Raw genomic sequence first — 25067 nt, 5'->3', positions numbered from 1 at the left:
TTCCTTCGCGGTGATGGTGTCACTGGCGGCGTTGTGGCAGGCGCATGGCGTCGAGCCGGACGCGGTGGTGGGCCATTCCCAGGGTGAGATCGCGGCTGCTGTGGTGTCGGGTGCGTTGTCGCTCCAGGACGGTGCGCGGGTGGTGGCGTTGCGGAGTCAGGCGATCGGTCGTCGTCTGGCCGGGCATGGCGGGATGATGTCGGTGCCGCTTCCGGTGGCCGAGATGGAGGGCCGGCTTGCGGCGTGGCCCGGCCGGATCTCCGTTGCCGCCGTCAACGGTCCGCGTTCCGTGGTGGTCTCCGGTGATCCCGAGGCGCTGGACGGGCTGTTCGCCGAACTGTCGGGCGAGGGGGTCCGGGTTCGTCGTGTGGCGGTGGACTACGCGTCGCATTCCGCGCAGGTGGAGGGTTTGCGCGAGGAGCTTCTGGATGTGCTGGGTCCGGTGCGTCCCCGTAGGGCCGAAGTGCCTTTCTTCTCGACGGTGACGGGGGGCCGGCTGGACACGGCGGAGATGGGGGCGGAGTACTGGTTCCGCAACCTGCGGCAGCGCGTGCTCTTCGCCGACGCCGTCGCCGAACTCCTCGCCACCGAGCATCGCGCGTTCGTGGAGTTGAGTTCGCACCCCGTACTGGCCATGGCCATGCAGGACATGACCGAGGAGTACGGTGAACCCGCCGTTGTCACGGGCACCTTGAGGCGCGACCGGGGCGCTCTGTCGCGGTTCCTGCTCTCCGCCGCCGAGCTCTTCGTCCGGGGCGTGGACGTGGACTGGGCCCGGGTGTTCGCGGACACCGGCGCCCGACGGGTCGATCTGCCCACCTACGCCTTTCAGCGCGATCGCTTCTGGAACATCCCCGCCGCTCCCGACGGGACCGTCGCGCCCGATCCGCTGGACGCGGAGTTCTGGACGGCGGTGGAGGAGGAGGACCTTTCCGCGCTGACCTCCGCCCTGGGCACCGACGAGGACTCGGTGGCGGCCGTGCTGCCCGCGCTCTCCTCCTGGCGCAGGTCACGCCAGGAGCGCTCCGCCGTCGACTCCTGGCGCTATCGCGTCTCCTGGTCACCGCTGGGCGGTGTGCCGACGGTCCCGGCGGTGCCGCCGTCGGGCGTCTGGCTGGTGGTCTCCGCCGACGGCATCGACGACAGCGAGACCGTCGGCGCCCTGCGCCGCCATGGCGCCGAGGTACGGCGGCTCGTCCTGGACGAGTCCTGTGCGGACCGTACGGTCCTCGCCGGGCGGCTGGCAGGTCTCGACGGCATCACCGGCATCGTGTCGGTGCTCGCCGAGGCGGAGCAGCCGGGCGCGCGTCATCCGGGCCTGGCGCTCGGACTGGCCCTGACGGTCTCCCTGGTCCAGGCGCTCGGCGACGCCTCGGTGGACGCGCCGCTGTGGTTCCTGACCCGGGGCGCGGTCTCCACCGGCCGCTCCGACACGCTCGTCTCGCCCGTCCAGGCACAGGTGGCGGGCGTGGGCTGGACCACGGCCCTGGAGCACCCCGGGCGCTGGGGCGGTGTCGTCGACCTGCCCCCGGTACTCGACCAGCGGGCCGCCGGGCGGCTCGCCTCGGTGCTGGCCGGCGCCGCCGGTGAGGAGGACCAGCTCGCGATCCGTGCCTCCGGTGTGTTCACCCGCCGTATCGTCCGCGCCGGCCCCGGTGGGCCGGGGTCCGGCGGGCCGGGCCCGTCCCGCAGCTGGACACCACGCGGCACCACACTGATCACCGGCGGCTCCGGAACACTCGCCCCCGATCTCGCGCGCTGGCTGGCGGCCCGGGGCGCCGGACACGTGGTGCTCGCCAGCCGCCGTGGCCCGGCCGCCCCCGGCGCGGCCGAACTCGTCGCCGAACTCGCCGAGTCGGGCACCGAGGCCGTCGCGGTCGCCTGCGACATGACGGACCGGGACGCGGTGGCCTCGCTCCTGGCGGGGCTCAAGGCCGAGGGACGTACGGTACGCACCGTCATCCACACCGCCGCCGTCATCGAGCTCCACACCCTGGACGAGACCACGACACAGTCCTTCTCCGACGTCGTGCACGCCAAGGTCGCCGGCGCCCGCCATCTGGACGAACTGCTCGACGACGACGAACTGGACGACTTCGTCCTCTACTCGTCCACCGCCGGCATGTGGGGCAGCGGTCATCACGCGGCCTATGTGGCGGGCAACGCGTATCTCGCGGCGCTCGCCGTCGAGCGCCGGGCGCGCGGGCTGCGCACCACCTCGGTGCACTGGGGCAAGTGGCCCGACGACATCGAGCGCCGACTGGCCGACCCGCACCACATCCGGCGCAGCGGTCTGCGCCACCTCGACCCCGGACTCGCGCTGAGCGGACTGCGTACGGTCCTGGAGGACGACGAGACCGTCATTGGCCTCATGGACATCGACTGGGACACCTACTATCCCGTCTTCACCGCGGGCCGTCCCACGCGCCTCTTCGACGAGGTGCCGGAGGTCGGACGCCGGCTCGCCGCGGACGGCCGGCAGGCGGGTGTCCGGCCGGAGGCGAGCGATCTCACCACCCGGCTGCGCGAGCTGACCGGCTCCGAGCAGGACCGTCTGCTGCTCACCCTGGTCCGGACGGAGGCGGCGGCAGTCCTCGGCCACGCCTCGGCCGAGGCGTTCCCCGAGCGGCGCGCCTTCCGCGACATCGGCTTCGACTCCGTCACCGCCGTGGAACTGCGTAACCGCGTCGTGGCGGCCACCGGACTGCGGCTGCCGTCGACCACGGTCTTCGACCACCCCAACGCCGTCGCGCTCGCGGGCTTCCTGAAGTCGGCGGCGCTGGGCGGCGACGACCGTACGGCGGCGGCCCCGGCCCTCCCGGCCGCGGCGGGCGCCGGCACCGATGACGATCCGATCGCGATCATCGGGATGAGCTGCCGCTATCCGGGCGGAGCCGGCTCGCCCGAGGAGCTGATGCGGCTCGCCCTCGACGGCGCCGATGTGATCTCCGGGTTTCCCGCCGACCGTGGCTGGGACGCGGCGGCGCTCTACGATCCGGATCCCGACCGGCAGGGCAGGACCTACTCGCTCCAGGGCGGATTCCTGCACGAGGCGGCGGAGTTCGACCCGAGCTTCTTCGGGATCTCACCGCGCGAGGCGGTCTCCATGGATCCGCAGCAGCGGCTGCTGCTGGAGACCTCGTGGGAGGCATTCGAGCGCGCCGGGATCGAACTGGACTCGCTGCGGGGCAGCGCGGCGGGCACCTTCTTCGGCGCCAGCTACCAGGACTACTCGTCGAGCGTGCAGAACGGTACCGAGGGCTCCGAGGTGCACATGGTCACCGGCACGGCGGCCAGTGTGCTGTCCGGCCGGGTCTCGTACCTCTTCGGCTTCGAGGGGCCCGCCGTCACCGTCGACACCGCCTGCTCGTCCTCGCTCGTCGCGATGCATCTCGCCTGCCAGTCGCTGCGCAGCGGCGAGAGCTCGCTCGCGCTGGCCGGCGGCGCGGCCGTGATGGCCACACCGCACGCCTTCGTGGGCTTCAGCCGCCAGCGCGCCCTCGCGCTCGACGGCCGTTGCAAGCCGTTCTCCGAGGCCGCCGACGGTATGACCCTGGCCGAGGGCGTCGGCGTCGTGCTGCTGGAGCGGCTCTCGGACGCGCGGCGCAACGGCCATCGTGTCCTGGCCGTCGTACGCGGCTCGGCGGTCAACCAGGACGGCGCGTCCAACGGACTGACCGCGCCCAACGGCCCGTCCCAGCAGCGGGTGATCCGCCAGGCCCTCGCCAACGCCGGTCTGTCGCCGTCCGAGGTGGACGCGGTGGAGGCGCACGGTACGGGGACGAGGCTGGGTGATCCGATCGAGGCCCAGGCGTTGCTCGCGACGTACGGTCAGGGCCGTGATCCGGAGCGTCCGCTGTGGCTGGGTTCGCTCAAGTCGAACATCGGGCACACGCAGGCCGCCGCGGGTGTGGCCGGTGTGATCAAGATGGTGATGGCGCTGCGCAAGGGCGTCCTCCCGAGGTCGCTCCACTCGGAGACTCCCTCGTCGCATGTCGACTGGAGCGCCGGCGCGGTGGAACTGCTGCGTGAGAGGACCGAGTGGCCGGACGCGGGCCGTCCCCGGCGTGCCGGTGTGTCGTCGTTCGGGATCAGCGGCACCAACGCACATCTGATCCTGGAACAGGCTCCCGAGACCGAGGCGGCCGAGGCGGCGCGGACCGCCGACGGGCCCGGACGGGACGCCATGGAGGAAGCAGCGGCCGTGACGCCCTGGCTGATCTCCGCCAAGTCCGAGGAGGCGCTGCGCGAGCAGGCGGCACGGCTGCTCGCGCATGTCGAGGCCGATCCCGCGCTCTCGCCGACACGCGTGGGCTGGTCGCTCGCGACCACACGGTCCGCCTTCGGGCATCGCGCGGTGGTCCTCGGCGCGGGCCGGGACGACCTCCTGCGCTCCCTCGGCGCCGTCGTCGCGGCGGGCAGCGCGCCCGGTACGGTGCGCGGCACCGTCGGCGAGGGCTCGACGGGCGCCGTCTTCGTCTTCCCCGGCCAGGGCTCGCAGTGGTGGGGCATGGGCCGCGAACTGCTCGCGGACTCCGAGGTGTTCCGCGAGAGCGTGGACGCCTGCGCCGCCGCTCTCGCCCCCTACATCGACTGGTCGTTGCACGAGGTGCTGAGCGGCGAGGGGGACCCGGAACTGCTCGAACGCGTCGATGTGGTGCAGCCCGCGCTGTTCTCGATGATGGTGGCGCTGTCCGCGCTGTGGCGCTCGTACGGTGTCGAGCCCGCTGCGGTCGTCGGGCACTCGCAGGGCGAGATCGCCGCCGCCCATGTGGCCGGTGCCCTGACCCTGGAGGACGCCGCCGCCGTCGTCGCCCTGCGCAGCCAGGCCCTGCCCGGGCTGTCCGGTCTCGGCGGCATGATGTCGGTGGCCGCTCCCGTCGAGCGGGTGACCGCTCTGCTGGAGCCCTGGGGCGCCCGGCTCTCCGTCGCCGCCGTCAACGGCCCGTCCTCGGTGGTCGTCTCCGGTGACGTGACGGCGCTCGACGAACTGCTCGCCCTCTGCGGGGAACAGGACGTCCGGGCCCGCAAGGTGTCGGTCGACTACGCCTCGCACGGCGCGCACGTGGAGGCCGTACGCGACGAACTGGCACGGGTGCTCGCACCGGTCAGGTCCGCGCCCCCGCGGGTGCCGTTCTACTCGACGGTGACCGGGGGCCGGGTGGAGGACGCCGTGTTCGACGGCGGCTACTGGTACACCAACCTGCGGCAGACCGTCAGGATGGAGGAGGCGACGCGGGCGCTGCTGGCCGACGGCCACCGTGTCTTCATCGAGGTCAGCCCGCATCCCGTGCTGGCCGCGCCCATCCAGGAGACACAGGAGACGCAGGAGTTCCAGGAGACGGGGGAGACCCGGCAGCCGGTGGCCGGAGCGGTGGTCCTCGGATCGCTGCGCAGGGACGAGGGAGGCACCAGGCGCTTTCTGACCTCCCTCGCCGAGGCCCATGTGCACGGCACGCCGGTCGACTGGCGCACCGCGTTCGCCGGGGGCGACCACCCGCCGGTCGAGCTGCCCACGTACGCCTTCCAGCGCCGGCGGTACTGGCCCGAGCAGAGGCCCGCAGGGACCGAAGGGCACGTCGGGAGCGAGGCGGACGCCGCGTTCTGGCGGCTGGTCGAGAGCCAGGATCTGGAGTCCCTCGCCGGTGAACTGGGCGTCGCCGCCAACGGCGAACTGTCCTCGCTGGGCGCGGTCCTGCCCACACTCTCCGCGTGGCGTGCCAAGTCGCGCGAGCGCTCCACCGTCAACGAGTGGCGCTACCGCGTCGACTGGACCCGGCTGGGCGATCCGGGCGCCGCCGCCCGTCCCGCGGGACCTTCCGCCGGCCGCTGGCTCGCGGTGGTCGCGGCGGGCCGGACCGACGACCCCTGGGTCTCGGACGCACTCGCCGCGCTGGGTCCCGATACGGTCCGCTTCGAGGCCGACGCGGGCACCGACCGTACCGCCTGGGCCAAGCGACTGGGCGAACTGAGCGCGGACGCGGGGGAGTTCACCGGCGTCCTGTCCCTGCTGGCCCCGGTCGAGGAGGCGCGTCCGGACTTCGCCTCGGTGCCCGGCGGGCTGGCGCTCACCCTCACCCTCGTCCAGGCGCTCGGTGACGCCGGGCTGCGCGCGCCGCTGTGGTGCGCCACCCGGGGCGCCGTCTCGGTCGGCCGCGACGACCGGCTCGGCCACCCCGTGCAGGGCGCCCTGTGGGGTCTCGGCCGGGTGGTCGCGCTGGAGCACCCGGACCGCTGGGGCGGTCTCGTCGACCTCCCGGAGACGCTCGACGCTCGGGCCGGGGCCCGGCTCACAGCCGTACTCGCCGGTCTGTACGGGCAGGAGGGGCTGGGCGGTCCGGAAGGTTCGGGCAGTTCGGGCGGCGAGGACCAGATCGCCATCCGCCCGTCCGGCGTCCACGGCCGCCGTATGGTGCGTGCCGTACCCACCGCCGGTACGCCCGAGCGCCACTGGCGTAGCCGGGGCACGGCACTGATCACCGGCGGCACCGGCGGTATCGGCGGCCGGATCGCCCGCTGGCTGGTCGAACGCGGCGCCGAGCACGTGGTGCTGACCAGCCGGCGCGGCGAGAACGCGCCCGGCGCGCCGGAACTCCGCGCCGAACTGGAGGGGCTGGGCGCCCGGGTCACCGTCGCCGCCTGCGACGCCGCCGACCGTGACGCGCTCGCCGCCGTCCTCGCGGCCGTTCCCGATGACGCGCCGCTGACCTCGGTGTTCCACGCGGCGGGAGTCGCGGACGGCGACGATCCGGTGGAGTCGCTGACACTGGCGTCGCTCGACGCGCTGATGCGCGCCAAGCTGACCGCAGCCCTCCATCTCCACGAACTGACCCGCGGCCTCGAACTGGACGCCTTCGTCCTGTTCTCCTCGGGTGCGGCCGTCTGGGGCAGCGGTGGCCAGCCCGGATACGCCGCGGCCAACGCGTTCCTCGACGCCCTGGCCGAGCACCGCAGGGCCGAGGGACTCACCGCCGCGTCCGTCGCCTGGGGCACCTGGGCCGAGGTCGGCATGGCCACCGTCGACGAGGTCCGTGAACGGCTGCGCCGCCAGGGCGTGATGCCGATGGAACCGGCGTCGGCGATCGCCGCGCTCCAGCGGATGCTGGAGGACGACGACACGGCGCTCACCGTCACCTTGATGGACTGGGAACGGTTCACTCCCAGCTTCACCGCGAGCAGGCCCAGCCCGCTGCTCTCCGGGATCCCGGAGGCGGCCCGCGCGCTGGCCGCCGACACCGCCGGACCCACCGGCGGCGGCGCACCGGCCGTCCCGCCGCTCAGGCAGCGGCTCGACGCGCTGCCCACAGCGGAACGCGGCCGGGCGCTGCTCGACGCCGTACGGGCCGACGCGGCGTCGACGCTCGGCCATGACACGGCCGCAGCCATCCCGGCGACCAGGGCCTTCCGCGACGTCGGATTCGACTCCGTGACCGCCGTCGAACTGCGCAACAGGCTGCGAACGGCCCTCGGCCTGCCCCTGCCCGCCGCCCTGGTCTTCGACCACCCCACACCGGAATCCCTCGCGCGCCACCTCGGCTCGCTGCTGTTCGCGACCGCGCCCGAACGGAACGGCACCGGCACCGGCACCGAGGACCGTGCGCACGGTGAGGACCGTACGAACGATCCGGACGCCCGGATCCGGCACGCCCTCGCCTCCGTGCCCATCAGCCGGCTCCGTAAGGCGGGCCTCCTGGACATGGTGCTCAGCCTCGCCACCGCCACCGACGACGCCACCGAGGCCACCGGCCCGTCCGTGGCCGGCGCGAACGACTCGCTCGACGACATGGACGCCGACAGCCTGCTGCGGCTCGCCACCGAGATCTAGAACCGTCCCGGCGACAAGACTCGATCCCCTCGCGGCAACGGGGTCCGTGCCCTCGTGGCACGGGGGTCCCGTGCCCTCCCGGCGACGCGAACCGAAAGAGATCTGGAGAGAACGATGAGCACGTCCCCCAACAAGTACGTCGAGGCGCTGCGGTCGTCCCTGAAGGAGATCGAGCGGCTCCGCCGGCACAACCAGCAACTGGTGGAGTCTGCCGAGGAACCCGTCGCCGTCGTCGGGATCGGCTGCCGCTACCCCGGCGGTGTGACCTCTCCCGAGGACCTGTGGGAGCTGGTCACCGAGGGCCGCGACGTCATGGCGGGCTTCCCCGCCGACCGGGGCTGGGACCTGGAGCGTCTGGCCGGGGACGGCCCCGGCCGCAGCCTCGCCCAGGAGGGCGGGTTCCTCTACGACATGGCCGACTTCGACCCCGGGTTCTTCGGCATCTCGCCACGCGAGGCCGTGACCATGGATCCCCAGCAGCGGCTGCTGCTCGAAGTGGCCTGGGAGGCGCTGGAGCGGGCCGGGATCGATCCGGCCACGCTGCGCGGCAGCAGGGCGGGCGTGTTCGTCGGTACGGCGGGACAGGACTACGGCACGGTCGTCAAGGCGTCCGGCGAGGACACCGAGCTGTACGCGATGACCGGGCACGCGGCCAGTGTCATCTCGGGCCGGCTCTCCTACACACTGGGCGCCGAAGGACCCGCCGTCACGGTCGACACGGCCTGTTCCTCCTCGCTGGTGGCGCTGCACTGGGCGGCGCAGGCCCTGCGCAACGGCGAGTGCACCATGGCGCTGGCGGGCGGCGCGTCCGTGATGGCCACACCGGGCCCCTTCGTCTCCTTCACCGCACAGGGCGGAATGGCGGCGGACGGCCGGTGCAAGTCGTTCTCCGACGGCGCCGACGGCACGGGCTGGGGCGAGGGCGCCGCCGTCCTCGTACTGGAGCGGCTCTCCGACGCCCGGCGCGCCGGGCGCCCGGTCCTGGCCGTGCTGCGCGGCAGCGCCGTCAACCAGGACGGCGCGTCCAACGGGCTGTCCGCGCCGCACGGCCCCTCACAGCGGCGGGTCATCCGGGCCGCCCTGGAGAACGCGCGGCTGACGCCCGGCGATGTGGACATCGTCGAGGCGCACGGTACGGGGACGACGCTCGGCGACCCGATCGAGGCGCAGGCGCTGCTGGCCACCTACGGCCAGGACCGCGATCCCGGGCGCCCGCTGCGGCTCGGGTCGGTCAAGTCGAACATCGGGCACACACAGGCGGCCTCGGGCGCCGCCGGTGTGATCAAGATGATCATGGCGATGCGGCACGGGCTGATGCCGCGCAGTCTGCACGCGGCCGAGCCGTCCGGCGACGTGGACTGGACGGCGGGCTCCGTGGAACTGCTGCGCGAGCCTCTGGCCTGGCCGGAGACGGGCCGGGCCCGGCGCGCCGCCGTCTCCTCCTTCGGTGTCAGCGGCACCAACGCGCATGTGATCCTGGAGGAGGCGCCGACGGAGGCCGGGTCCGGGCCCGAGCCCGTGGGCGGGACCGGCGCCGAGGCCGAGGCCGGGGCCGGGAGCGCGGCCACCGGGGGCTCCGTGGCGCCGGGCGTCGTCGCCTGGGCCATCGCGGGCCGCACCGCCGCCGCCCTGGAGGCCCAGCGCGCGCGGCTGCTGTCCTTCGTCGAGCGCAACCCCGGGGTACGGCCGCTGGACGTGGGGCACTCCCTGGCCACCGGACGCTCCGTGTTCGAGCACCGGGCGGTGCTGTTCGCCGGTACGGGTGCCGACGGGAGCGCGCCCGAGGTCACCGAGGCCGCCAGAGGCGTCGCCGACGAGGGTCTGCTCGCCGTGCTGTTCTCCGGCCAGGGCTCCCAGCGGCTCGGTATGGGCCGTGAACTCCACGCCCGTTTCCCGGTGTTCGCCGAGGCATTCGACGCGGCGGCCGCCGAACTCGACACCCACCTCGGCGCGGACGCCGGCCGCCCGCTGCGCGAGACCGTCTGGGGATCCGACGCCGAGCGGCTCGACGAGACCAGGTGGACCCAGCCCGCGCTCTTCGCGATCGAGGTGGCGCTGTTCCGTCTCGTCACCTCACTCGGCGTCACACCCGACTACGTGGGCGGCCACTCCGTCGGCGAGATCGCCGCGGCCCACGCGGCGGGCGTCCTCACCCTGCCGGACGCCTGCCGTCTGGTGGCCGCGCGCGCCTCGCTGATGCAGGCTCTGCCGCGCGGCGGCGCCATGGTCTCCGTGGAGGCCGCCGAGGACGAGATCCGCCCGCTGCTCACCGACCGGGTGTCGATCGCGGCGGTGAACGGACCGCGGTCCACGGTGGTCGCGGGTGACGAGAGCGCCGTACTGGAGATCGCCGCGCGGCTGACGGCACAGGGCCGCCGGACCAAGCGGCTGCGTGTCTCGCACGCCTTCCACTCGCCGCTGATGCGGCCCATGCTGGCCGACTTCCGCGCCGTGGCGGAGAGTCTGACGTACCACGAGCCCCTGATCCCGGTCGTCTCCCAGCTGACCGGCCGGATCGCCGAGGTGGCCGAGCTGTGCTCCGCCGACCACTGGGTGCGGCATGTCAGTGAGGCCGTGCGGTTCGCCGACGGCATCCGCGCCCTCACCGCACGGGGCGTCACCACACTGCTGGAACTGGGCCCCGACGGTGTGCTCTCCGCCATGGCCCAGGACTCCCTGACGGACGGCGCGGTGATCGTGCCGCTGCTGCGCAAGGACCGGCCCGAGGAACTCGCGGCGGTCACCGCGCTCGCCCAGGTGCATGTCCGCGGCGCCACCGTACGGTGGGCCGGACTGTACGAAGGACGCGGCGCCCGGCGTGTGGACCTGCCGACCTATCCGTTCCAGAAGCAGCGCTACTGGCCCTCCGGCAGCCGTGACGGAGCCGGGGACATCCGAGCCGCCGGACTCGGCCCGGCCGGACATCCGCTGCTGGGCGCGGCCGTCGAACTGGCCGACGGTGAAGGTGTCCTGTTCACCAGCCGGCTGTCGGTGCGGTCCCATCCCTGGCTCGCCGACCACGGGGTGCGGGGCCGGGCCCTGCTGCCGGGCACCGCCTTTGTCGAGCTGGCCGTCCGGGCCGGAGACGAGGTCGACTGCGACCGTGTCGAGGAACTGACCCTCGCGGCGCCGCTGGCACTGCCCGAGCACGGCGCCGTGCAGCTCCAGGTCCGTATCGGCGCCGCCGACGAGGCGGGACGCCGGCCGCTGGGCATCCACTCACGCCCCGAGGACGGCTTCGACCTTCCGTGGTCACGGCACGCCACCGGTTTCGTCGCGCCCGGCACCGGTGTCACCGACCCCGGCTTCGACGCGACCGTATGGCCGCCGGCCGGCGCAGAACCCGTCGATCTCGACGGCTGCTACGAACGGCTCGCCGGACTCGGCTTCGACTACGGCCCGGTGTTCCGGGGCCTGCGGGCCGCCTGGCGGCTCGGTGACGAGGTGTACGCCGAGGTCGCCCTGCCGGACGGCTCCGACTCCGGAACCGGCGCCGGTATCGGCTCCGGCGCCGACGCGAGCGCCTTCGGTCTGCATCCGGCGCTGCTGGACGCCGCCCAGCACGCGGCGGCCTGCACCGACCTCGGCGCCATCAGCCGCGGCGGACTGCCCTTCGCCTGGGAAGGCGTGTCACTGACCGCTTCCGGCGCCTCGGCCGTCCGCGCCCGGATCACCCCGGCGGGCGCGGACACCGTCTCCATCGCCGTGTACGACATGGCGGGCGGCCCGGTCCTCACCGTCGACTCCCTGGTCTCACGCCCGGTGCCCGCCGAGCGGCGGAACGACACCGGGGCCGTGCACCGGGACTCGCTGTTCCGCGTGGAGTGGACCGCGCTCAGGGCCGCGGCCCCCGCCGGGCCCGGCAGTGCGGTCGCCGTGGTCGGCGCGGACACCGCCGGTGTCGCCGGCGCGCTGCGCACCGGGGGTACGACCGTGACGACCCACCCCGACCTGGCGTCGCTCGCGGCGGCGGACGACGGCCCGGTGCCCGAGGTGGTGCTGATGGCCGTGTCCGGTGGGCCGGACGCGGTGGTGGAGGCGGCACACTCCCTCACCGCCCGGGTCCTCGCCCATGTGCGGCACTGGCTGGACGAGGACCGTTTCGCCGACGCCCGTCTGGTGTTCGTGACACGCGGCGCGCTGAACGGCACCGACCTCGCCGCCGCCTCGGTCCATGGCCTCGTACGGACGGCCCGCACCGAGAACCCGGGACGCTTCGGCCTCCTGGACCTGGACCCCGGCACGGCCTCACTCCCCCCGGAGGCCGTGCCGGCCGCCGCCGACGAGCCGGACCTCGCGGTACGCGACGGCCGACTGCTCGCCGCCCGACTGGCACGCGTGCCCGTGCCCCCGCCTGTATCCGCGTCCTCGCCCGCGCCCGAGGAGCCGGCCGCGTGGAACGCCGGGGGTACGGTGCTGATCACCGGCGGTACGGGCGGACTCGGCGGCGTACTCGCCCGGCATCTCGTCACCGACCGGGGCGTACGGCACCTGCTGCTGGCGAGCCGGCGGGGCACGGAGGCACCCGGAGCGACGGAGCTGGTCGCCGAACTCACCTCCTACGGCGCCGAGATCACCGTGGCGGCCTGTGACATCGCCGACCGGTCCGCGCTGGCCGGGCTGCTGTCGTCGGTGCCCGCGGAGCATCCGCTGACCGCAGTCATCCACACCGCGGGCGTGGTCGACGACGGTGTGATCGGCTCGCTCACGCCCGAGCGGCTGGGGGCCGTGCTGCGGCCCAAGGTGGACGCGGCCTGGCACCTGCACGAGCTGACCCGCGATCTCGATCTCGCCGCGTTCGTAATCTTCTCGTCCGTCGCCGCCACCTTCGGCAGCCCTGGACAGGCCAACTACGCGGCGGGCAACGCCTTCCTCGACGCCCTGGCCGAGCACCGGCGGGCCGCGGGCCTGCCCGCGCTCGCCCTCGCCTGGGGCCCATGGACCCACAGCGTCGGAATGACCGCGACACTCACCGACATCGACGTCGAGCGTATCGCGCGCTCCGGAATGCCCCCGCTCTCCGTCGACCAGGGCGTGGCACTGTTCGAAGCGGCCCTCGCCACCGGCGCGGCCACGGTGGCACCCGTACGGCTCGATCTGCCGGTCCTGCGCGCCCAGGGCGATGTCCCGCCGCTGCTGCGCGGTTTGATACGAGTACCTGCCCGGCGCGCCGCCGCCCGGGTCTCCGGCACCGCCGACGGCCTCGCCCGGCGCCTCGCCGGACTGAACGGCGCCGAGCGCCGCGAGATCCTGCTCGATCTCGTACGCGGCCAGGTCGCCCGGGTACTGGGCCACGCCGACGCGGCGGAGGTCGAGGCCGGCCGCCAGTTCCAGGACCTGGGCTTCGACTCGCTGACGGCGGTGGAACTGCGCAACGGCCTCAACACCGAGACCGGGCTGCGGCTCCCGGCCACCATGGTCTTCGACTATCCGACACCGAGCGCGCTCGCCGACCATATGCGCGACGAACTCCTCGGCGAGGCGATCGGCTCCGCCGACGCGTCGGCGGCGCCCGACCGTACGGCCCTGCCTCCGGTGGCCGACGACCCCATCGCGATCGTCGGCATGGCCTGCCGCTATCCGGGCGGGGTGACCTCGCCGGAGGATCTGTGGCGCCTGGTCATGGAGGGCGGGGACGCCATCTCGGGCTTCCCGGTCAACCGGGGCTGGGACATCGACGGACTGTACGACGCGGACCCGGACCGTCCGGGCAGGACCTACGTCCGCGCCGGTGGATTCCTGCACACGGCGGGCGAGTTCGACCCCGACTTCTTCGGTATGTCACCACGCGAGGCGATGGCGACGGACGCGCAGCAGCGGTTGCTGCTGGAGACCTCGTGGGAGGCGATCGAACGGGCCGGCATCGACCCGCACTCGCTGCGCGACAGCCGGACCGGTGTGTTCGCCGGGGTGATGTACAACGACTACGGTCCCCTGCTCACGGGCGAGGAGTACGAGGCATTCCGCGGCAACGGCAGCGCTCCGAGCGTGGCCTCCGGCCGGGTCTCGTACACCCTGGGCCTCGAAGGCCCGGCGGTCACGGTGGACACCGCGTGCTCGTCGTCCCTGGTGGGCATGCACCTCGCCGCGCAGGCGCTGCGCGGCGGCGAGTGCTCGCTGGCGCTGGCCGGCGGTGTGACGGTCATGTCCACTCCGAGCACCTTTGTGGAGTTCTCCCGCCAGCGGGGTCTCGCGCCCGACGGCCGCTCGAAGGCGTTCTCGGATTCGGCTGATGGTGTGGGCTGGTCGGAGGGTGTGGGGGTGGTGGTGCTGGAGCGGTTGTCGGATGCGCGGCGCAATGGCCATGAGGTGCTTGCGTTGTTGCGTGGGTCTGCGGTGAATCAGGATGGTGCGTCGAATGGTCTGACGGCGCCGAATGGTCCGTCGCAGCAGCGGGTGATCCGGCAGGCGCTTGCGAGTGGTGGGTTGTCTGCGGGTGATGTGGATGTGGTGGAGGGGCACGGTACGGGTACGACGCTTGGTGATCCGATTGAGGCGCAGGCGTTGCTGGCGACGTATGGGCGTGAGCGTGATCCTGGGCGTCCGTTGCTGCTGGGTTCGGTGAAGTCGAACATCGGGCATACGCAGGCGGCTGCTGGTGTGGCGGGTGTGATCAAGATGGTGATGGCGATGCGGTACGGGGTTCTGCCTCGGACGCTTCATGTCGATGAGCCGTCGTCGCATGTGGACTGGTCGGTGGGTGCGGTGGAGTTGCTGACCGGGGAGACGGTGTGGCCGGAGGTCGACCGTGTCCGGCGTGCGGGGGTGTCGTCGTTCGGTATCAGTGGGACGAACGCGCATGTGATTCTTGAGCAGCCGCCGGAAGTGCCCGAGGCGGTGACGGCGCAGATCTCCATGGACGAATCGGCCGAAGCGGTAGCGGTTCCCTGGGTGCTTTCGGGCAGGACGCCGGAGGCGTTGCGGGGGCAGGCGGCGCGGCTGTTGTCGTTGGTGGAGGCTCGGCCGGACGTGCGGCCGGTGGATGTCGGGTTCTCGTTGGCGACGGGTCGTTCGGTGTTCGACCATCGTGCGGTGGTCCTGGCGGCCGAGTCCGCCGATCCGGTACGCGCACTGGCCGCGCTGGCGGCAGGCGAACCGGACATCTCGGTGGTCTCGGGTCCGGCCGTCGGTGGAAAGCGCGCGATTCTCTTCTCGGGTCAGGGTTCGCAGCGGCTGGGTATGGGGCGCGAGTTGTATGGGCGGTTCCCGGTGTTCGCGGAGGCGTTCGACTCGGTACTGGGTTTGTTGGACGGGGAGTTGGGTCGTGAGTTGGGTGGTCGGTCGCTTCGGGGGGTGATCTGGGGTGAGGATGCCGAGGCGTTGAACGCGACGGGCTGTGCGCAGCCTGCGTTGTTCGCGGTTGAGGTGGCGTTGTTCCGGTTGGTGGAGTCGTGGGGTGTGCGGCCGGATTTCGTGGCGGGGCATTCGGTCGGTGAGGTCGCGGCTGCTTATGTGGCGGGGGTGTTCTCGTTGGAGGATGCCTGTCGTTTGGTGGTGGCGCGGGGCTTGCTGATGCAGGCATTGCCGGCCGGTGGTGCGATGGTGGCGGTCCAGGCCGCCGAGGACGAGGTTGTTCCGTATCTCTCCGATGGAGTCGCGATCGCGGCGGTCAATGGTCCGTCCTCCGTGGTGATCTCCGGCGCGGAGGATGCCGTCCTGGAGGTGGCGGCCCAACTGGAGGCCTTGGGTCGTAAGTCGAGTCGTCTTCGGGTGTCGCATGCGTTTCATTCGCCGCTGATGGATCCGATGCTGGGGGAGTTCCGGGCGGTTGTGGAGGGGTTGGCGTTCGCGGAGCCGTCGGTGGCGGTGGTGTCGAATCTGACGGGTGGGCTGGCGTCCGCCGGTGAGTTGTGTTCGGTGGAGTATTGGGTTCGGCATGTGCGGGAGGCGGTGCGTTTCGCGGACGGTGTGCGGACGCTGGGTGAGCAGGGTGTTCGTACGTTTGTGGAGTTGGGTCCGGACGGTGTGCTGGCGGGGATGGTGCAGGAGTCGGTGCCGGAGGGTGCGGTGGTCGTACCGGTGCTCCGCAAGGACCGGTCCGAGGAGACCTCGGCCGTCACCGCGCTTGCTCAACTGCATGTGAGCGGTACTCATGTGGAGTGGCCGGTGTTGTTCGCGGACACCGGCGCCCGACCGGTCGATCTGCCCACATATGCCTTCCAGCACCAGTGGTTCTGGCCGACTGCCTCGTCGGCCGGCGCGCATGATGTACGGGCGGCGGGCCTGGGCCCGGCCGGGCATCCGTTGCTGGGCGCGACGGTCGAGCTGGCCGAGGGCGAAGGTGTGTTGCTCACTGGTCGGTTGTCGGTGCGGTCGCATGGTTGGCTTGCTGATCATGTGGTGCTGGGTCGGGTGTTGTTGCCGGGGACGGCGTTGTTGGAGTTGGCGTTCCGGGCGGGTGACGGGGTCGGTTGTGACCGGGTGGAGGAGTTGACGCTTGCGGCTCCGCTCGTGCTGTCTGAGTTGGGTGGGGTTCAGGTGCAGGTTCGTGTCGGTGTTGCCGATGAGGTCGGTCGGCGTGCGGTCACGGTGCATTCCCGTCCTGACGGGGGCGACGAGCCGTCGTGGACACAGCATGCGGCCGGGGTATTGGCTGTCGGAGCCCATGAGCTCGTGCCTGCTGACTTCGATGCCGTGGTGTGGCCGCCCGTGGGCGCCGAGGTGCTGGCGGTGGAGGGCTGCTATGAGCGGTTCGAGGAGCTCGGCTTTGTCTACGGTCCGATGTTCCAGGGTCTTCGTGCCGCGTGGCGTCGTGACGGTGAGATCTTCGCCGAGGTGAGTCTGCCCGAGGGTACCGAGGCGGGAGCGTACGGTCTGCATCCGGCGCTGTTCGACTCGGCCCTGCACGCCTCGCTCCTCGCGGGTGACGGCGAGGAGGGCACCGGAGGTCTGCCGTTCTCGTGGGAGGGTGTGTCGCTGCACGCGACGGGTGCCACGGCACTTCGCGTACGGATCACTCCCGCCGAAGGCAGGAACGGGGTGTCGATCGCGGTCGCCGACACCACGGGTGCGCTCGTGGCCTCGGCCGACTCGCTGCTCACACGTGCGGTGTCGGACGACCGGCTCGACAGCGCCGCCGGATACGTCCGCGACGCACTGTTCACATTGGAGTGGGCCCCCGTACCCGGCGTTCCTGTGCCCGGTGGTTCCATGCCCGGTGCGGAGAGGCTCGCGCTGATCGGACCGGATGCCCTCGGGCTGGTGGAGGAACTGGTCCGTACCGGCGTCGGGATCGAGGTCCATGCGGACCTGGCGTCGCTGGCGGCGGGAGAGCTCTCGGTACCGGACACCGTGCTGGTCGAGGTCAACGGCACGGACGGCACCGACAGCACCGGCACAGGCATCGGAGTCGGCACCGGGGCCGGCGCTGGGACCGGGCCCGTGGAGGCGGTGCACGTACTGACAGCCGATGCCCTCGCCCTGGTGCAGGAGTGGCTGAGCGAGGACCGATTCACCGGCTCGCGGCTGGTGTTTGTGACGCGAGGCGCGGTGGCGGCCGGGGACGAGGAGGTCACCGATGTGGCCGCGGCGTCGGTGTGGGGCCTGGTGCGCTCGGCACAGACGGAGAATCCGGGCTGCTTCGGCCTGCTGGACCTCGGCCCCGGGAACGACGGCCTTGCCCCGCTCATGACGCGGCTCGCGCGGTCCGCCGGTGCGGACGAGCCGCAGATGGCCGTCCGTGACGGAGCACTCCTGGCCGGGCGGCTCGCGCGGCTGGCGCCGGACATGGCCCTGATCCCGCCCACGGATGTGCCCTGGCGGCTGGACAGCGGGGCGAAGGGAAGCCTGGACGGTCTGACGACGACACCGTTCCCGGAGGCACTGGAACCGCTGATGGGGTTCGAGGTACGGATCGAGGTCCGTGCGGCCGGTGTCAACTTCCGTGATGTCCTCAAAGCACTGGACATGTATCCCGGCGACGCCGGGCGTATGGGCCGGGAGGCCTCGGGCGTGGTGGTCGAGGTGGGGCCGGAGGTGACCGGGCTGCGGCCCGGCGACCGCGTCACGGGCCTGGTGTCCGGAGGATTCGGCTCACTGGTGGTGGGCGACGCGCGGCTGCTCACCACACTGCCCGTGGGGTGGTCGTGGGAGACGGCGGCTTCGGTGCCGTTGGTGTTTCTGACGGCGTATCACGCGTTGGTCGGTTTGGGGGGTCTGGGTCGTGGTGAGAGGGTGCTGGTTCATGCGGGTGCGGGTGGTGTGGGGATGGCGGCGGTTCAGGTCGCGCGTCATCTTGGTGCGGAGGTCTTCGCGACGGCGAGTGAGGGCAAGTGGGGTGTGCTGCGTTCGCTGGGGGTGGCGGAGGACCACATCGCCTCGTCTCGGACGACGGATTTTGAGGCTGCTTTCGCCGGGGTGGCGGGTGGTGAGGGGATCGATGTCGTACTGAACTCTCTGGCCGGTGAGTTTGTGGATGCGTCGTTGCGGTTGCTGGGTCCGGGTGGCCGGTTCCTGGAGATGGGCAAGACGGATGTTCGTGACGTGGCCGATCTTCCTGCCGGGGTGGATTATCAGGCGTTCGATCTCGGCTGGGTGGATCCGGAGGACATCCAGCGGATGCTGAGTTCTCTCATGGAACTGTTCGGCCAAGGGGTGCTGGAGCCGTTGCCGGTTCGTTCGTGGGATGTGCGTCGGGCCCGGGATGCGTTCCGTTTTATGAGTCTGGCCCGGCATGTGGGCAAGATCGTGCTGTCGATGCCGTCTGTGTGGGATGCCCACGGTACGGTGCTGATCACCGGTGGTACCGGCGGTCTGGGCGGTGTGCTGGCACGCCATCTCGTCAATGACCTGGGTGTGCGCCATCTGCTGCTCACCAGCCGACGCGGGTTTGCTGCCGACGGCGCCGAGGATCTGGCGGCCGAGCTGACCGCCCGGGGTGCGCATGTGTCGGTCGTCGCCTGTGATGTGGCGGACCGGGAGGCGCTGGCGGAACTGCTGGCGTCGGTTCCGCCGGAGCATCCGCTGACGGCCGTGATCCATACGGCGGGCGTGCTGGACGACGGGACCGTCGGCTCGCTGACGCCCGAGCGGCTGGACGCCGTACTGCGGCCCAAGGTGGACGCGGCCTGGCATCTGCACGAACTGACCCGCGATCTCGAACTCGCCGCGTTTGTCGTCTTCTCGTCCGTGGCCGGTACGTTCGGCGGCCCGGGGCAGGCCAACTACGCGGCGGGCAACGCCTTCCTGGACGCGCTCGCCGCCCATCGGCGGTCCGTCGGACTGCCGGGCCTGTCGCTCGCCTGGGGTCCCTGGGGCCAGGGTGTGGGCATGACCAGCGGGCTCGACGACCGCGACGTCCGCCGCGCCGCCGAGTCGGGTATGCCGCTGCTCCCGGTGGAACAGGGCCTCGCCCTGTTCGACGCGGCCCTCGCGACCGCCGAGGCCGTGGTTCTGCCCGTACGCCTCGATCTGCCCGTCCTGCGCGCCAAGGGCTCCGTTCCCGCGCTGCTGCGCGGACTGGTCCGTACGGGTTCCCGGCGGACGGTGGCCGCGGGAGCCGGATCGGGTACGGGCACGGGCACGGACGCCGGTCTGGCCGAGCGGCTGAGCCGGCTGGAGCGCGCGGAACGGCACGAGACACTGCTTCAACTGGTGCGTGACCACGCGGCCTTGGTCCTGGGCCACACGAGCGGCGACGGAGTCCATCCGGCGCGTGCCTTCCGCGATCTGGGCTTCGACTCCCTCACCGCTGTCGAACTGCGCAACCGGCTGAACGCGGCGACCGGGATGCGGCTGCCCGCCACCATGGTCTTCGACTATCCGACGGTCGAGGTACTGGCCGGTCATCTGCTCGAAGAACTGCTGGGCCCGGACACCGCCCCGGCCGCCGTACCCGAGCTCTCCCCGGCCCTGCTCGATGACGACCCCATTGTCGTCGTGGGCATGAGCTGCCGTTTTCCCGGAGGCATCGGGTCGCCCGAGGATCTGTGGCGTGTGGTCTCCGAGGGCGCCGATGTGGTCTCGGACTTCCCGGTGAACCGTGGCTGGGACACGGACGCGCTCTACCACCCGGATCCGGACCACACCGGTACGTCGTACACCCGCTCCGGCGGATTCCTCCATGACGCGGGCGAGTTCGACGCGGCGTTCTTCGGGATGAGCCCGCGCGAGGCGATGGCGACGGACTCGCAGCAGCGGTTGCTGCTGGAGACCTCGTGGGAGGCGATCGAACGGGCCGGCATCGACCCGCACTCGCTGCGCGACAGCCGGACCGGTGTCTTCGCCGGGGTGATGTACAGCGGCTACAACACCACGCTGAACGGCAAGGAGTTCGAAGGATTCCAGGGCCAGGGCAGCGCGCTGAGCGTCGCCTCGGGCCGGGTCTCGTACACCTTCGGCTTCGAGGGCCCCGCGATGACGGTGGACACGGCGTGCTCGTCGTCGCTCGTCGCGATGCATCTCGCGGCCCAGGCGCTCCGGAGCGGTGAATGCTCGCTGGCACTGGCCGGCGGTGTCACCGTGATGTCGATCCCCGACACTTTCGTGGAGTTCTCCCGGCAGCGGGGCCTCGCACCCGACGGCCGGTCCAAGCCCTTCTCCGAGTCGGCCGACGGTGTCGGCTGGTCCGAGGGCATCGGCATGCTCCTGCTGGAACGTATGTCGGACGCCCGGCGCCGGGGCCATGAGATCCTCGCCGTCCTCCGGGGCAGCGCAGTCAACCAGGACGGTGCCTCCAACGGTCTCACCGCGCCGAACGGCCCTTCTCAGCAGCGGGTGATCCGTCAGGCGCTCGCCGCCGGTGGTCTCTCGCCCGCCGATGTGGACGTGGTGGAGGCGCACGGTACGGGCACCACTCTTGGTGATCCGATCGAGGCGCAGGCGTTGCTGGCGACGTACGGGCGTGACCGTGATCCGGAGCGTCCGCTGCTGCTGGGCTCGGTGAAGTCCAACCTCGGCCACACCCAGGCCGCGGCCGGAGCCGCGGGTGTGATCAAGATGATCATGGCGATGCGTCATGGTGTGCTGCCGCCGACGCTCCATGTCACCGAGCCGTCGTCACACATCGACTGGTCGGCCGGCGCGGTGGAACTGTTGACCGTGCCCACCGAATGGCCCGGGACCGATCATGTCCGGCGCGCGGGCGTGTCGTCCTTCGGTATCAGCGGCACCAACGCGCATGTCATTCTTGAGCAGCCGCCCACGGTGATCCAGGATTCGGTGCCCGGCAGCGCCGAAGCCGCGCCGCCCGTCGGGTCGCGGGCGCCGGGTGCGGTGCCCTGGGTGCTGTCGGGCAAGACACCGGAGGCGCTGCGCGGCCAGGCGGCCCGGCTGCTCTCCTGCATCCAGGCCAGGCCCGAACTACGACCGGTGGACATCGGGTTCTCGCTGGCCACCGGCCGGTCGAGGTTCGAGCACGGCGCGGTGGTGACGGCCGCGGAGGACGGCGGGACGGTACGCGCGCTGGCGGCGCTGGCCGTCGGTGAACCGGATCCACTGGCCCTCACCGGCTCGGTCGTCGGTGGGAAAACGGCGGTGCTGTTCTCGGGTCAGGGTTCGCAGCGGCTCGGCATGGGGCGCGAGTTGTACGGGCGGTTCCCGGTGTTCGCGGAGGGGCTGGATTCCGTACTGGGCTTGCTGGACGGCGAGTTGGGTCGTGAGCTGGGTGGCCGGTCGCTTCGGGGGGTGATCTGGGGTGAGGATGCCGAGGCGTTGAACGCGACGGGCTGTGCGCAGCCTGCGTTGTTCGCAGTCGAGGTGGCGTTGTTCCGGTTGGTGGAGTCGTGGGGCGTCAGGCCCGACTTCGTCGCGGGGCATTCGGTCGGTGAGATTGCCGCGGCTCATGTGGCGGGGGTGTTCTCGCTGGAGGACGCCTGTCGTCTGGTGGCGGCCCGTGCCTCGTTGATGCAGGCGCTGCCCGCCGGTGGCGCGATGGTCGCCGTCCAGGCCACCGAGGACGAGATCGTCCCGCTGCTGTCCGAGTACGGGGCACAGGCCCAGGTGTCGATCGCGGCGGTCAACGGGCCCTCTTCGGTGGTGATCTCGGGCGAGGAGGATGCCGTCCTGGAGATCGCGGCCCGGTGGGAGCGGGACGGCCGGAAGGTGACCAGGCTCCGGGTCTCGCATGCCTTCCACTCACCGCTGATGCGGCCGATGCTCGATGAGTTCCGTGCCGTGGCGGAGACGGTGTCGTACCGGCGACCCACCATTCCTCTGGTCTCGAATCTGACCGGTGGGCTTGCGTCCCCGGAGGAGCTGTGCACCTCCGACTACTGGGTACGGCATGTCCGGGAGGCCGTCCGCTTCGCCGATGGAGTCTGTACCCTCGCCGGACAAGGTGCCACCGTACTGGTCGAGTTGGGGCCCGACGGGGTGCTCTCCGCGATGGCCGGGGAGTCGGTGCCCGACGGTACGGTCACGGTGCCGGTGCTCCGCAAGGACCGTTCCGAGGAACTGTCCGCCGTCACCGCACTGGCCCAACTGCATGTGCACGGTGTCTCCGTGGACTGGCCCCGGTACTTCGCCGGAAGCGGCGCGCGGCGCGTGGAGCTGCCCACGTACGCCTTCGAGCACCGGCCCTACTGGCCCGACGGCACGGGCGGCGCGGCCGACGCCGCCGCGGTCGGTCTGGTGTCCGCCGGACATCCGCTGCTGAACGGCGTGGTCGAACTGGCCGAGGGCGAAGGCGTGTTGTTCACCGGACGCCTCTCGGTGCGCTCCCATCCATGGCTCGCCGATCATGCGGTGACGGGCCGGATCGTGGTGCCGGGAACGGCCCTGCTGGAGCTGGCGATCCGGGCCGGGGACGAGGTCGGCAGCGACCGTGTCGACGAACTGACTCTCGCGGCGCAGCTGGTGCTGCCGGAGCGGGGCGCCACACAGACACAGGTGCGGGTAGGGGTGGCCGACGCGAGCGGTCGGCGTACTGTGACGATCCACTCGCGGCCCGAGGGTGAGCCCGAGGCGCCCTGGACCCAGCACGCCATGGGCGTACTGGCCGCCGGCCCAACGGCCGCGGTCCTCTCCGGGGCCGACGCCACAGGTTCTGGTGCGACGGGCTTCGGCGCAACGGGCTTCGATGCCACGGTATGGCCGCCGGTGGGCGCCGAACCGGTGGAGCTGGACGGTTTCTACGAGGCTCGCGCCGAGGACGGTTTCGTCTACGGTCCGGTCTTCCAGGGTCTACGGGCCGCTTGGAGGCGCGAGGGCGAGGTCTTCGCCGAGCTGAGCCTGCCGGACGGCGTCCGGGCCGACGCGGAGGCGTTCGGACTGCATCCCGCGCTGCTGGACGCCGGTCTTCACGCGGCCTGGTTCATCGGCTCGCCCGCCGACGCGAACGGCCGCGCGGGCGGAGTACCGCTGGGTGTCCCGTTCTCCTGGAGCGGTGTGTCGCTGGAGGCGTCGGGAGCCTCCAGCGTGCGGGTCAGGCTGTCCCGTACGACCGAGGGAACGGTGTCGATCGCTGTCGCCGACACCATGGGTGCGCCGGTCGCCTCCGTGGAGTCGCTGGCGCTGCGGGCCCTGTCCGGCGAGAGCCTGAGCGATGCCGACGCACTGACACGGGACATGCTGTTCCGGCTCGACTGGACGCCGGTGGCGGCTCCCTCCGGCGCGGCTTCGGCGCGGGCCGGACGGTCTGAGCGGTCCGGGTGGTCCGAGCGGACGGTGGCGGTGCTCGGCCCGGACACCCTGGGCCTCGCCGAGGCCCTGCGCGCCGCGGGCGCCGAGGTCAATGTCCTCGATGAGCTGCCGACGGGCGAGCTGCCGACCGGCGAGGTGTCTGGTCAGCCGACGGGCGGTCAGCCCATGGACGTGGTGCCGATGGGCGTGGTGCTGATCCCCGTGGTCGGGGAAGAGGGCGCCGAGACCGACACCGCCGCCTCCGCACACACGCTCACCCACCGGGCCCTGGCTCTGGTCCAGGCCCGACTGGCCGAGGCGCGCTTCGCGGACTCCCGCTTCGTCTTCGTGACACGCGGCGCCGTCGGCGGTCACGATGTGGCGGCGGCTTCGGTCCGGGGTCTCGTACGGTCCGCCCAGTCGGAGAATCCCGGCTGCTTCGGCCTGATCGATCTCGATCCCGACGAGGAGACGACGGCCCTGCCGCCGGCGGCTCTGGACACGGACGAGCCACAGATCGTGGTCCGCGACGGTGAGGTACGCGCCGGACGCCTGGTGCGCCGGCCGGCGGCCGGGAGCGACGCACGTCCCGTCTGGAACACCGACGGCGGCACTGTGCTGATCACCGGGGGTACCGGTGGTCTGGGCGCCGTGCTGGCCCGGCACCTGGTGGCGGAGCACGATGTACGACGACTGCTGCTGGTCAGCAGGCGGGGACCGGCGGCCGAGGGCGCGGAAGAACTCGTTGCGGAGCTTGAGCGGCGAGGAGCCCAGGTCACCGCGGCGGCCTGCGATGTGGCGGACCGTGCGGCGCTCGCGGAGCTGCTGGCCGGACACCGTGTGTCGGCGGTGGTCCACGCGGCGGGCGTCCTGGACGACGGCGTGGTCGGCGCGCTCACTCCGGAGCGGCTGAGCGGTGTGCTGCGGCCGAAGGCGGACGCGGCCTGGCACCTCCATGAACTCACCCGCGATCTCGACCTGACGGCCTTCGTGGTCTTCTCCTCGGCAGCGGCCACCTTCGGCAACGCGGGACAGGGCAACTACGCGGCGGGCAACGCCTTCCTGGACGCCCTCATGGAGCGCAGGCGTACCGAAGGTCTGCCCGGAGTCGCGCTGGCCTGGGGCCCGTGGGAGTCGGGCGGGATGACCGGGACACTGACGGAGGCCGACACGGACCGGATGGCGCGGTCCGGAGTGCCGCCGCTCCCGGTGGAGCAGGGACTCGCGCTGTTCGATGCCGCGCTGGCCACCGGTGACGCCGTGCTGGCGCCGGTACGGCTGGACCTGCCGGCGCTCCGCGCGCAAGGCGAAGTTCCGCCGCTCCTGCGGGCGTTGATCCGCACACGTGCGCGCCGCGCGGCGGTCGCGGGCTCGGCGACCGCCCAGGGCCTGGTGGAGCGCCTGAGGGCGCTCACCGTCGTCGAGCGGCAGGAGGTGCTGGTGGATCTGGTACGCGGGCAGGTCGCCCTCGTGCTGGGACACGCCGACGCCGAGGCCGTCCATCCCGGCCGTGCCTTCCGCGAGTTGGGCTTCGACTCGCTGACGGCGGTCGAGCTGCGGAACCGGCTCAACACTGTGAGCGGGCTCCGGCTCCCGGCCACGATGGCCTTCGACCATCCGACGGTCCAGACGCTTGTCGACCACCTTCTCGATGAACTGCTCGGCGCGGACGCGGACGGTGACA

2 protein-coding genes (1 of these 2 running past the window's edge) are annotated in these 25067 nt (G+C 72.2%); both read left to right on the top strand.

Annotated elements, in window-relative coordinates; genetic code table 11:
* Positions 1–7825: type I polyketide synthase (locus BFF77_RS36740; protein WP_169922645.1), on the top strand; the 7825-nt coding region annotated here is incomplete at its 5' end.
* 114 nt (positions 7826–7939) lie between these two features.
* On the top strand, positions 7940–25067 hold the 5' portion of the coding sequence (locus tag BFF77_RS36735; protein WP_066946525.1) for a type I polyketide synthase. It continues 15143 nt past the right edge of the window; only the first 17128 of its 32271 coding nucleotides appear in the window; the start codon lies at positions 7940–7942; the stop codon falls past the right edge of the window.

The organism is Streptomyces lushanensis (assembly GCF_001700515.1).
Lineage (GTDB): Bacteria > Actinomycetota > Actinomycetes > Streptomycetales > Streptomycetaceae > Streptomyces > Streptomyces lushanensis.
Note: the sequence above shows the minus strand (reverse complement) of the source record. Positions and strands in the feature narration are given on the sequence as shown.